This window comes from Riemerella columbina, assembly GCF_030517065.1.
In the GTDB taxonomy this organism is placed as follows: domain Bacteria; phylum Bacteroidota; class Bacteroidia; order Flavobacteriales; family Weeksellaceae; genus Riemerella; species Riemerella columbina_A.
Map to the genome: position 1 here is coordinate 601,875 of NZ_CP103950.1, position 13,157 is coordinate 615,031.

Sequence of the window (13,157 nt, forward strand, 5' to 3'; positions counted from 1 at the left end):
TATGGAAAATATCGTTTATGCAATTGTTCTTTTTCCTTTGGTAGGTTTTTTAATCAACGGATTATTAGGGAAAAAGTTACCAAAGATAGTGGTAGGCGGTCTGGCTACGGCTGTCGTATTTGTATCGTTTTTACTTTCGGCATATCTGTTCACGCAGTTTAGTGCAGACACGCCAGCGTTGGTCGTAAAAGCCTTTGAATGGTTTAGAGTGAATGGCATCTCAGTTGATTTTGGCTTTCAGATTGACCAATTATCATTGATGATGATGATGATCATTACAGGGATTGGCTCTTTGATCCACCTTTATTCTATTGGTTATATGAGTCACGATGCTGGTTTTTATAAATTCTTTACCTATCTCAACCTTTTCATCTTCTCAATGTTACTATTGGTGATGGGGAGCAACTACTTGATTTTATTCATCGGTTGGGAAGGCGTAGGGCTTTGCTCTTACCTTTTGATAGGTTTTTGGTATAAAAACGAAGACTATGGCAAAGCGGCAAGAAAGGCTTTCATTATGAACCGTATTGGGGACTTAGGTCTACTCATCGGGATTTTTATGCTGGCACATTATACCCACGCGGTAGATTATCTTAGTGTAGCGCAAAACGCGTCGTTATTTGAGGCAGATGGCGCCATCATCACCTTTATCACTTTGAGTTTATTCATTGGTGCTGTAGGGAAGTCGGCGCAGTTGCCGCTATTCACTTGGTTGCCAGATGCTATGGCAGGGCCAACGCCTGTTTCCGCACTCATCCACGCCGCTACGATGGTTACGGCAGGGATTTACCTCATTGTGCGTTCTAACTTCTTATACACTTTGGCGCCAACCACGATGAATGTGATTTTAATCGTAGCCTTAGTTACTGCTGCCGTTGCAGCATTCATTGCATTAAGACAAAACGATATTAAAAAAGTCTTAGCCTATTCTACGGTATCTCAGTTAGGTTTTATGTTTGTGGCTTTAGGCGTAGGCGCTTACACTGCCGCGATATTCCACTTGATGACGCACGCGTTTTTCAAAGCATTATTATTCTTAGGCTCTGGTTCTGTAATCCATGCGATGGGCGGCGAGCAAGATATGCGTTTTATGGGTGGGCTGAAAAAATACATTCCAGTGACCCACGCGACTTTCCTCATCGGAACATTAGCCATTTCGGGGATGCCGCTATTCTCAGGGATGATTTCTAAAGATGAAATTTTAGTTTCTGCTTTTGCCAAAAATCCTATTTTTTGGTTTGTGCTATTCATTATTGCGGCACTTACGGCAACTTATATGTTCAGACTTTATTATCTCACTTTTCACGGCGAGTTTAGAGGCACCGAGGAACAAAAGCACCACCTACACGAAAGTCCACTCAATATGACTTTACCATTGATGATTTTGGCTGTGCTTTCTGTGGTGGGCGGCTTTATTAATTTGCCTCATTTTATTGGACACGGCAAGTTCCAGTTTTTACACCATTGGTTAGAGCGCCTTTATGTTAATCTACCGCATTTGGAAGAAGTTCCTTTCGGTAGAGAGATGGTGCTATTGGGCTTAACAGTACTGATGTTCATTTTGGTATGGATTGGCGTAAGATACCTTTATGTGGTGAAGAAAAAACAACCACAGGCGCATTATAGCGGTTGGGAAAAACTATCAGAGCATAAACTTTACATTGATGAAATCTATCATATGGTGGTTGTAAAGCCTGTGGAGATTTTAGGTAAAGCCTCTTCAGTTTTTGATAAAGAATTGATAGACCGCTTGGTGAACGGCGTAGGCTTAGGCGCCATAGGTTCTGGTCGATTGTTTAAGAAAATACAGAATGGAAATGTAGAAGCTTATGTTTTCGTGATGTCTTTAGCCATAGGGATTATTTTAATTATTAACTTTTTAGTTCTATAATATAATGTTGTTATCATTGTTATTATTACCTCTTGTAGGTTCAGGATTGGTTTTCGCATGGAAGGGCACGCAGAGCAAATACTTGGCACTATTGGTCGCCTTGGCTCAGCTGGTAATTTCCGCTATGATGCTATGCCAGTTTAATTTCTCAGATACGCTTGGCGGAGAGTTGCAGTACCAATTTCGTTATGAATGGAGTGCATTCTTGCGGAGTAGCCTTTATTTCGGGATTGATGGTATGGGAATGTTGTTGGTATTGCTCACCAATATTTTAGTGCCTGTGGTGATCCTTTCATCATTTAATGAAAAAACACCGTACAGAAATACATTCTATGCCCTCATTCTGTTGATGCAGTTTGGGTTAATCGGTGTGTTTACAGCATTAGATGGACTATTGTTCTACATCTTCTGGGAGGCTACCCTTATCCCAATTTGGCTCATTTGCGGACTTTGGGGGCAAGAAGACCAACGCATAAAAGTCACCACTAAGTTCTTTGTTTATACCTTCTCAGGCTCATTGTTGATGTTGGTCGGCTTGGTGTATCTTTATAATTATGCGGATTCTTTTACGGTTCAAGATTTATATTACGCAACGCTTAGTGCAGAGCAACAAACTTTCATTTTTTGGTTGATTTTTATGGCATTTGCGGTTAAATTACCTGTATTTCCGTTTCACACTTGGCAACCAGACACTTATACCTATGCACCTACGCAGGGCTCTATGTTGCTGTCTGGGATTATGCTAAAAATGGCGATATTCGGGATTTTAAGATATTTATTACCAATCGTTCCAGAAGCTTTATTGGGCGTATCTGGGAAAATCGTGTTGGCATTAGCCATTTGTGGTATTATCTACGGTGCCCTAATTGCGATTGTCAATAACGATGTGAAGCGCATTATCGCTTATTCCTCACTATCGCATGTGGGGCTGATGGTGGCAGGGATTTTTGCTTCGGCGCTCCTTACCCTCAATGGTACTTTTACCTATGAAGGTGCTGAGGGGGCTTTGGTGCAAACCTTCGCTCACGGGATCAATGTGGTGGGCTTATTCTACTGCGCCGATATTCTAATGAAACGATTTAGCACCCGAGATATACGCCAAATGGGCGGGCTGGCAAGGGTAGCGCCTAAATTTGCCGTATTGTTTATGATCATACTTTTAGGTTCTATGGCGGTGCCGCTGACCAATGGTTTCATCGGTGAGTTTATCCTCCTTAAATCGGTGTTTGATTATAATGTTTTAGCCGCGATTATTTCTGGGCTTACCATCATTTTAGCCGCTGTTTATCTGTTAAGATTATACGGAAAAACGATGTTTGGAGAAGGTGATGCAGAAGTTTTAGCACAAGCCAAAGATCTCTCGGCGGTAGAGTTTTCGGTATTGGCAATTCTTGCGGTATTTGTGATTGCCTTGGGGATCTTCCCAGCAGGCATTATAGAAATGGTACAGGCGTCATTGAAGTTCGTTTATGCAGCAATGGTCTATTAGTAATAAGATAATTTAAGAAAAAATGAGTGTTTTAACGATTATATTTATCACGGCGGTTGCCGCTTTATTTACAGGCGTTTTTAATCAAGGCAAATATGCACGGTATGTGGGCATTATCGGTTTAGCATTGGCTTTATATGTGAGCTATTTGCCCGAGTGTTCTTTCTTTGAGAAATACCAAGCGATGTATCAATTTGATGCCACTGCTGCACTTTTCAGTAAAATCAGCATTGGGATTACCATTTTAATATTTTTTATAGGAGGCTTTGCGTTCAGCAACCATAGAAGCCATCAATCCGAACTCTATGCACTGATGCTATTCTCGCTCTGTGGAGGTGTTATTTTATTTGGATTTCAAAATTTGGTCATGCTCTTTTTGGGGGTAGAAATTTTGTCCATTCCGCTTTATGTGCTAGCGGGCAGTGCCAAAACGAATCTCCGCTCCATAGAAGCCTCTATGAAATATTTCCTTATGGGGGCTTTTGCTACAGGCTTTCTTCTTTTAGGAATTGCCTTAATCTACGGCAGCACAGGAAGTTTTGATATGGATATTATCCATCTGTATAGCGTGAATTACGGCGGAAACAAAATGTTTGTTTTAGGTATTTTGATGATGCTCGTGGCGATGACTTTTAAAGTATCTTTGGCACCGTTCCATATGTGGAGCCCAGATGTGTACCAAGGGGCGCCTTCGTTGGTCACGGCGTTTATGGCTTCGGTAGTTAAAATATCCGCATTCTACGCGTTGTATAAAGTATTCACTTTAGGATTTTTAGGCAGCTTCCCTATCTGGGCAGATGTTATGGCAGCGCTGATCATCATCACACTGATTTTAGCCAACTTATTAGGGTTGGTGCAGTCCAACGCCAAGCGGATGTTGGCGTATTCATCGGTGTCTCACGCTAGCTATTTGGCTTTAATATTCTTTGGTTTTAATAGTGCTTCTGCCAATATTTTGGCGTTCTACTTATTGGCTTACTCACTGGCTACGGTAGGGGTATTTATGTGCCTCATTTGGGTGGAAAAACTCAAAAGAGAAACCTCATACGAAGCCTTCAACGGTCTTGCCAAAACAGAGCCTCTGCTGGCAGTGGTAGCCGCGATTTCTTTATTATCTATGGCGGGTATTCCGCTAACTGCAGGGTTTATCGCGAAGTTTAATTTGTTTAGCCAAGCCATTTCAGGCGGCGTTACGCTATTGGTCATCATTGCGGTGATTGGCTCTGCGCTGAGTATTGCGTACTACCTTAGGTTGATTATCGTGATGTTCTTTTATAAAGAAAGCACTTTCAAAACCAGTGAAAAAGTCAGCCTAACTTATAACATCGTATCGGTGGTGATTATAGCGCTCATTATTGCGTTGGGCGTGGCTCCAGATACTTTCGTGATGTTATTTAATATTTAAAAAATACCATTTAAATAGAATAGAAAAAGCAAAGATAAATTCTTTGCTTTTTTTGTTTGAGGCATCTCGCAGCGTTTTTTATCATAAAAACACTTATCTTTGCCAAAATAATAAAAAATCAAGAAATGAAAAAAGTGATTTTATTCTCGTTATTGGCAGTCGTAGCCATTTCTTGTAGGGGAACAGAAGAAGAACTACGAAATCGGTTACTGCCAATTAAACTAACTCAAACTTCTTATGGTAATGATGGTTTTATAGATGAAATTACAGAATATAACCTATCTTATAATGGAAACCATTTAGAAAAAGTGGAAGATAATCATGATTTTGTTCAAACATTCACTTATCAAGGTAATAGGATTAAATCAATAGAAGGGCGGATTAAAGATAATTCTAATTTCTTGCAAACAGTTACATTTGAATATGATGATAAAGGTAATTTAACAAAAGAATTAAGAGTAGAGAAGGGAATACAATATTCAAAACCTTATTCTCTATTTATAGAGTATACTTATACCATACCACAGAATAATATGGTTAACATTACTTATAATAGGGTAGAAAGGTATAATGGTGGGCAGAACTACTATGAAACAGGAACTTATGAATATACGCTAAACGCACAACAGCAAGTCATAAAAAGTGTTGGTAATTACATAGAAAGAAAAGAATACCCAGCAGATACAATAAGGAGATCAGAAACTTTGGAAATAGCTTATGATAATCAGAAATCTATATTTAAAAATGTAACGGGCTTAAACCGACTATCTTATGCTGAATATAATATCAATGGGCTCTTATCTTATCCTCATAATATTATAAATACTCGAGAGTATAGGGATGGAGAATATTATGAGGATCGTAAAAGAGAAATTATATACAATGAAAAAGGTTATCCTTCAGAAATGACAGATCTTTCTAAAGGAAAATATACAGATTATCATAAAGATGATATATTTAAAATAGAATATCAATAAAAATATTTTCACTCATATTATAAAACAAATACAAAAATCACCGCGGCTCAAACGAAAGTTTGAGCCGCGGTGGGGTTTAAAAATATCACCTTTAATCCTAAAACTGATAACCTACACCAAAGGAGAAGGTGCGGTCAGAGCTTGGCATAATGCCACCCCAATACGGATAGCGCTTGGTGTAATATTCTCTATCCAAAATATTGAGCATATTAAAGTTGAAATTGAGATGGTTGATATTATAATTGATGCTACCACTTAAGATATTGTACCCCGGGATTTTCCCAATATTACCATTGGGACTGCCTTCCCAAGTGTTCGCATTATCCGTATATTGCTTAGAAGTATAGGCATCATAGAGGTTGATGATCAGTTCCCCCTTGCCGAGTGGCGTTTGGAACTTCGCACCAGGAGTAATGGTAAAATTAGGTGCATATGGCAAGGTATTGCCTTTAAAATCTCCGTTAGAGAAAGTCGCTTTTTGGATGGCGGTATTCACATAGAACGAAAATTGCGGCGTTGGTTTTACTTTAATTTCGGCTTCTATACCTCTGTGGAAGCTCTTTCCAGCATTTTGTCTTAGCCCATCTATCGTTACAATTTTATCATTGAAATAAATTAAATATCCCGTTAAGTTCAGGCTGAGCCATTCCGTTGGGCGCGTTCTTACCCCCACTTCAAAATTATTAGAAGTTTCAGGCTTTAAGAATTTCCCCGAAGCTACCACTTTAGGATTGGTGGCGCTGGAAGATTGCGGCGGCTGATAACCTTTAGACACTGTAGTATAAAATTCGGAATTTTTAACCCCTTGATAAACCAACCCTAACGAGTAGATGAAACTATCACTATTGGCTTTGGTTTGCAATCCAGATTTGAGGTCATTGGTGGCATAATCCACATAAGTATAGCGCACCCCAGGGCTCAGAATTAAATCTGTACGAAGGTAGAGCTGATTATAAAGATAGGCTTCATAAACATTGGTATTGCTTTCGTTGCCAGATTGTAGCACGCCAGAGCGGGCTTCATTAGTGGCGCCATCTACGCTTTTGTTGCGGTAAATATCGGTGTGGTATCTTAGTCCAGCCAGGAAATTGTTTTTAAGTCCCCAGACTTGGTCTGTATTTTTATAATCAATATAAACTCCGAAAGAAGGGATGTTGCGGAGCATTCCTGCATTTTTATTTTCGGTAGGATAAGCCGAGCCTATCCACCAATCTCTTTGGAAATAGCCACCATACAGCACGGCAGAAAGGCTATTGGTCGTGTTGAGGTGTCTGGTATAGGTCAGGTTAGCCATCATTCTCTTGGCAAGGAACTCATCATGATCGTGCACGGCTAAAGATTGCCTTGGGTTTTGGGTGTATTCTTGTGCATTAAGCCCACCTGGAGTTTCAGAGTTTTCCCAAAAAGCACTAAAATAAAACTTCAATTCGTTCTGTTCATCAGGTCTTGCCGCCAAAGAGAGGGTCACATCATCGGTATGGAATTTAGAGTTTTTCTCTCTTGAACCATCGCCTTGTCGGCGGTTGTAACCGATGTAATAGTTGAAAGTTTTAGAACCGCCACCAGCTTCTGCACCTAAGTTGAGCGCGTTATAATTGCCATAAGCGGCGTAGATTCTTTTATAAGGTTCGTAGGCTCCATTTTTGGTGATGATGTTCATCACGCCGCCAATAGCACCGCCGCCATAAAGCACTGGCGAGGCACCACGGATAATCTCTATCCGCTCTACGGATGCGGCAGGCACCATAGTATATTCACTCAGCGAGCTGTAACTCTCGCCCAAGGGCATTTTGCCATCTACCAAAGTCAGTAGCGCTGATGAACGCCCAGGGTCTAAGCCTCTCAAGCCAATACTCGGTTTTAGCCCTCTGCCATCTTCATCTACAAAATTAGCACCAGGCACCAATCTCATCGCATCGCCGAGGGTTTGTATGCCCAATTCTTTGAAGGTTTTCGCTGTGACGGTATTCACAGAACCAGCATAGTTTTTAATTTTTTCTTTGACGCCCGTTGCGGTAATCACCACTTCCTCCAAGTTTTTATTTTTAATGGTATCCTTGGTTTGTTGAGCCATGGCATTACTCCCGATGCTCCCTAAAAGCACAGCAATAATAACAGTTTTTTTATTCATAAGTTTAATTTTTAATTTGTGCACAAAGATAGCGTAATTTAGAATAAATAAAATCTAATAACCTACTGAAATATATCATTAAAAAAAGAATACCGTTTAAAACCCTTCACCACTGCCGTATTCTCGGTATTATAGGTTTTTTAATGCCTTTGAAAATCATCTTTTTAATTATAAAAAACAGAAAACTTAATTTTTTGAAATTAAATTCTGATAAAAGCATAAAATTTCTTATTTTTGCCTTCTAAAAAAATTCAATTAATGAAGGTTACGAGTAAAAATCACGATGAAGTAAGCGCATTGCTTACGGTAACTTTGGATAAAAAAGATTATAAAGACAAAGTTGAAAAGCAATTGATTAACTATGCTAAAAATGCCACGATTCCTGGCTTTAGAAAAGGAAAGGCTCCACTTGGGATGATCCGCAGACAGTACGAAGCTGGATTAACCTATGAGGAAATCAACAAGCAAGTTTCTGAAGGGCTTAATAACTACATTACAGAAAATAAACTCAGATTGGTAGGGCAGCCTGTGCCTGTGCCAGTAGAGGAGTTAGATACCAACCAAGAACAAATAGAGCTTCCGTTTGAAATCGGTTTTGAACCAGAATTCAGCATTGATTTAGCACAATACGAAGCGCCACATTTCCAAATAGAGGCTTCTGATAAGGAAATCAGCACCAGCATAGAGAATATGCAGAAGAGATTTGCTGAAAGAGAACCGCAGGAAAAAGCCACTAAAGATTCTTACATCGCTTTAGAAGTGAAGCAAGTAGTAGAAGAAGATGCCGAAGGCGAGCACCACCACGCACCGAAAAATGTGGTGATCAACGCAGAGAATAAAGCCGCTTTTGATTTGGTTAAAAAACTTAAAAAAGACGAATCTATCAAAATCTCTAAAGAAGATTTAGTAAAAGATGAGGAGTTGGCAAAAGTTTTAGGCTTCTCTAAAGAAGAGGCGGAGCACCTACACCACAACGAGGTAGAGGTTACAGTGAAAGACATCTACAAACTTAAATTGGCAGAGCTTAACCAAGAGCTTTTTGACAATGTTTATGGTAAAGACACTGTAAAATCTGAAGATGAGCTTAAAGCTAAAGTAAAATCAGAATTAGATGAATACTTCCAGCAAAATGCGGATGTTCACTTCGTGAATAAAATTTTAGAGCAAATTACCGAAAAGCAAGAAGTGCAGTTGCCAGAGGCGTTTTTAGTAAAATGGTTAATGTTTACCAATGCTAATATCGCTAACGAAGCTCAGGCTAAAGAAATCTTAGAAGCGGAGAAAAATCAACTGAAATACCAAATTATTGAAGGTAAGTTGATGAACGAAAACGAAATTACCATTGACTATGCTGATGTGCTCAGCCAAGCGGAGCAATTGGTGAGAAATCAGTTGGCAATTTATGGTATCCACCACCTTTCTGATGAGGAAATCCAGAAATATGCGGTAGAAATGCTCAAAAACCAAGAGCAAGTAAGACAAATTTCTTCTGAAGTAGCTATGGCAAAACTAAAAGATGTTATTTTAGAGAAAGCCAAAAAGAAAGAAACTAAAATCTCTCACGAAGATTTTTTAAAGGAATTACAGAAATAATTTCCCACAGAAATATAAAAAATGAGCCTCTATTTTTAGAGGCTTGTTTTTTTATACTAAGTTATTGGTAATAAAAGTGTTGAGTTTAATTCGGAGGTGTTTTTTTGCGTATTTTTCTTAATAACATTAACATTTTAAGTTTTTTTTTAACACTTTTTAACAGTTCTTGCTATCCCCCGTGTTTAGGTTAATAGACGACTTTATTAAGATTTATTTAAGATAAAATTAACATTTTTTAACGTTTTGATATGGTCGGCTAAGAGGTTCAGTATAAATTTGCCCTCGTAAAAAACAAAACAAAAAAAATTCAAAATGATGAAAAGAGCCATTCTCGTAATCATAATGATGATTTCTTTCGGAGGATTATATTCGTTTAAAAACAGCGAGTCTAATTTAGCGGGCACCACTTATGCTTCCTACTATCACGACAAGTTCAATGGTAGAAAAACCGCCAGCGGAGAGATTTTTGATAATACAGAGCTAACCGCTGCCAACAAAAGATTACCATTCGGTACCTTGGTAGAAATTACCAACCTGAGGACAGGGAAAAGTGTCGTGGTAAAAGTGAACGATAGAGGACCTTATGCCAAAGGACGCTCGTTTGACCTGAGCAAAGCAGCCTTTAACGCCATAGGAAACCACAAAAGAGGCACTATGCCGATTACTTATCGCGTGATAGGGCAAGAAGATTAAACCACCAATCCATAGATTTTTATAGAAACTGTTTTTTGACGAAAACAGTTTTTTTATCAATATAGCCACCAATATTCGCAAATAAATCGTAGAAAATACGGCTGTTCTCAAAAAATGTTTTACTTTTGTGTCTATGCAAAATGTGGCTTTCATTATCAATCCTTTTTCGGCAAAGGGGCAGTACCAGCACTTCTTAGCACAGTGCCAAGAGAAAATGCCCGAAGCCCATTATTATATTTCGGAATCTTTGGAGGGGACACGCCAGTTTATCGCCCAGCATATGGCGGATACGGATATATTCATCGCGATGGGCGGAGATGGCACCATTTCCAGCATTGCCCAGCACCTGATCCATACCGATAAAATTTTAGGAATTTATCCCGCAGGTTCTGGCAACGGCTTTGCCAACGAGATGAATTTTGATAAAAAAGTGGATCACCTGATCAACAAAATCAAAAGAGCCCAAAGCAAAACCATAGATACCTTTAAAATCAACAATCACTTTTCTATCAATGTTTCGGGGCTCGGTTTTGATGGCGCTGTAGCCAAAGATTTTGAGAAAACCAGCCGAGGTTTTTTGAATTATATAAAAGTTTGCATCCGCACTTTTTTTAAGTATAAACCCATTAAAATCAGCTTTGATGATGCCGAACACCAACCTTATAACGGCGAATATCTGATGCTGAATGTCGCCAACACGCGGCAGTTTGGGAATAATGCGTATATTGCGCCCCAAGCCTCCGATGCTGATGGGCTGTTAGAAATAGCGCTGATTAAAAAATTTCCGCTGTGGTATTCAGGGATTTTTGCTGCTCGCTTATTTTCAAAATCATTGAAAGAAAACCGCTATGTTAAATATTGGTCGGTGCCAGCGCTTCGTTTCCATACCGATGGTCAAGATTGGCATTTAGATGGGGAATATACGCCAATAGCCTCGCCAGTAGAGGTACAAATTTTACCGCAGAGTTTAAAAATTTTAGTTTAATATTAGATCAAAAAATACTTTATTTTATGAGAAAATCAAAATTAGCCTTAGTGGCATTTTTTGCAACGGGAACATTGTTCTGGGCGCAAGATGGCTTAGTGAATAGCCTTAAAAACAACAAATCCGAAAATCCAGACTTCCAGTTTACCACCATTAAAGAAAATGGCGTTACTTCGGTAAAAGACCAAGGTTCATCAGGAACTTGCTGGAGCTATTCTGGGAATTCTTTTTTAGAATCAGAGATGATCAGAATGGGCAAAGAGCCTGTGGATTTAGCGGAAATCTTTACCGCGAGAAATTCTTACCACGACAAAGCGAAGCTCTATGTGTTGAATGATGGTGCCATTTCTTGGGGAGATGGTGGAGAGCTCCACGATGTGATTCATATGTATCAAAAATATGGCGCTGTGCCGCAGGAGGCTTATACAGGGCTGAAAGAGGGACAAACCAGAAACAACTTTGCCGAAATGCAAGCGGTCATTAAAGCGATGTTGGACACTTATACTAAAAATCCAGGTAAAAAATTATCCGCCAATTGGTTAGATAATATTGATGCGATGCTGGACAGTTATTTAGGAAAATACCCAACTTCTTTCACTTATAAAGGTAAAAAATACACGCCGAAATCTTTTGCTAAAGAGGTGGTGGGCATTGTACCAGAAGATTATGTGGAAATTTCTTCTTACCGAGATTATCCTTATTATGAGAGATTTGTGGTGCCTATTCCAGACAATTGGAGCCACGCTTCCAGCTGGAATGTTCCGATGGAAGATCTGACCACCATTATAGACCACGCGCTTAAAAATGGCTATACGGTGGGCTGGGCGACTGATGTTTCGGAGCCTTATTTCTCTTATGCTAATGGTGTGGCTTATGTTCCAGATTTAGATTTAGACCATATCAATGCGGCAACCAAAAAGGAACTTTTTAAAGGTCCGAAGCCTGATAAAAAAATCACGGAGGAGATGCGCCAGGAAGCGCTTAACAATCTGACCACTACGGATGACCATGGAATGCAAATCGTGGGGTTGGCGAAAGACCAAACAGGCAAAGAATACTATATGGTAAAGAACTCTTGGGGCGTAACCAACGATTTTGATGGTTATATCTATGTGACCAAACCATATGTATTATACAAATCTACAGCGATTTTACTCCACAAAGATGGAATTCCTAAAAATATCGTTAAGAAATTTAAAATCAATAATAATATTGGTTTATAATTCAATAGAATTAATGATAAAGCCTCCTTTTATGGGAGGCTTTTTTATTGAAAATATCCAACTTGAATGGAGATTTTATGGTGATCATTCATTATTTACCACCGAGCAAATTTCCTAAAATGCTCCCTAAACCACCGCTGTTTTTATCTTTAGACTGTCCACCCAAAACATTGCTGAGCAAATCGCCTAAGCCACCACCAGAAGAGGTATTTCCACCTAAAACGCTATCCAACAAATCGTTGAGGGAATGGCTGCCATCAGATGATTTTTGCCCTAAAATATTCCCTAACAAATCGGATAGACCACTGCTGGAGTTCACTTGGTTTTCTCTTTTTTGCTTTCCGATGTAGCCCATAATCACAGGGGCTAACATAGCTAAAATAGGACCTACTTTATCCAAAGAAATGCCTGTATTTTGAGAAATCTCGGTCTCCACTTCGTTCTTTTTATTCCCGAAGATATGGCTGAGAATACTGTTGCCTTCATCTTGTCTACTTTCCAGCTGAGAGGCATCGCTGAGGATGCTGCCATCGTGGTCTTTATCCAGCGCTTGGTTCAGGGCTTCCGCCTCTTGGGCGTTTTTAGATTTATTTCTTAAATAACTGATGATAACGGGTGTGGCAACCGCCAATAGCGCTATCATTTGGTTTCTACTAATGCCGAATTTGCTTTCCGCTTTTTCAGCCACTTGGGAGCCTGTGCTGCCCGTGATAAGGTCTAATAAACTCATAATATTAATATTTCAAATTTTAATCGCAGTGGTACTAACA

At 39.4% G+C, this 13,157-nt stretch carries 10 protein-coding genes; 8 read left to right on the forward strand and 2 right to left on the reverse strand.

The features are described 5' to 3' along the window. The first annotated feature begins 1 nt into the window (after position 1). From nuoL to NYR17_RS02910, 4 genes are all read left to right on the forward strand, one after another. Complete coding sequence (gene nuoL / locus NYR17_RS02895) at positions 2-1,891, forward strand: NADH-quinone oxidoreductase subunit L (RefSeq protein WP_302506277.1); 1,890 nt, start codon at positions 2-4, stop codon at positions 1,889-1,891. Between the two features lie 4 nt (positions 1,892-1,895). After that, the gene (locus NYR17_RS02900) at positions 1,896-3,380 is read left to right on the forward strand and encodes a complex I subunit 4 family protein (RefSeq protein ID WP_302506279.1); all 1,485 of its coding nucleotides are present in this window, start codon (positions 1,896-1,898) and stop codon (positions 3,378-3,380) included. 22 nt (positions 3,381-3,402) lie between these two features. After that, complete coding sequence (locus NYR17_RS02905) at positions 3,403-4,785, forward strand: NADH-quinone oxidoreductase subunit N (RefSeq protein WP_302506280.1); 1,383 nt, start codon at positions 3,403-3,405, stop codon at positions 4,783-4,785. Positions 4,786-4,910: 125 nt separating this feature from the next. After that, the gene (locus NYR17_RS02910) at positions 4,911-5,762 is read left to right on the forward strand and encodes a hypothetical protein (RefSeq protein ID WP_302506282.1); all 852 of its coding nucleotides are present in this window, start codon (positions 4,911-4,913) and stop codon (positions 5,760-5,762) included. Positions 5,763-5,859: 97 nt separating this feature from the next. Here the strand turns inward: NYR17_RS02910 and NYR17_RS02915 are convergent, their stop codons facing one another. Further along, the gene (locus NYR17_RS02915; protein ID WP_302506283.1) at positions 5,860-7,893 is read right to left on the reverse strand and encodes a TonB-dependent receptor family protein; all 2,034 of its coding nucleotides are present in this window, start codon (positions 7,891-7,893) and stop codon (positions 5,860-5,862) included. 258 nt (positions 7,894-8,151) lie between these two features. Here NYR17_RS02915 and NYR17_RS02920 point away from each other — a divergent pair, with 258 nt between their 5' ends. The 4 genes from NYR17_RS02920 (at position 8,152) to NYR17_RS02935 (ending at position 12,387) form a co-directional block, all read left to right on the forward strand. Next, complete coding sequence (locus NYR17_RS02920) at positions 8,152-9,486, forward strand: trigger factor (protein ID WP_302506285.1); 1,335 nt, start codon at positions 8,152-8,154, stop codon at positions 9,484-9,486. 312 nt (positions 9,487-9,798) lie between these two features. Continuing rightward, entirely contained in the window at positions 9,799-10,179 is a 381-nt protein-coding gene (locus tag NYR17_RS02925; RefSeq protein WP_302506287.1) for a septal ring lytic transglycosylase RlpA family protein, read from the forward strand. A gap of 133 nt (positions 10,180-10,312) precedes the next feature. After that, positions 10,313-11,164: a diacylglycerol/lipid kinase family protein gene (locus NYR17_RS02930; RefSeq protein WP_302506973.1), complete on the forward strand. Its 852-nt coding sequence runs from the start codon at positions 10,313-10,315 to the stop codon at positions 11,162-11,164. Positions 11,165-11,190: 26 nt separating this feature from the next. Continuing rightward, on the forward strand, positions 11,191-12,387 hold the full coding sequence (locus tag NYR17_RS02935; RefSeq protein WP_302506288.1) for an aminopeptidase C: 1,197 nt from the start codon (positions 11,191-11,193) through the stop codon (positions 12,385-12,387). Between the two features lie 91 nt (positions 12,388-12,478). On the opposite strand, the gene NYR17_RS02940 is transcribed toward NYR17_RS02935, so the two are convergent. Beyond that, positions 12,479-13,117 (reverse strand): DUF937 domain-containing protein, encoded by a 639-nt coding sequence (locus NYR17_RS02940; RefSeq protein WP_302506289.1) that lies wholly within the window; start codon positions 13,115-13,117, stop codon positions 12,479-12,481. Between the last annotated feature and the right edge of the window lie 40 nt (positions 13,118-13,157).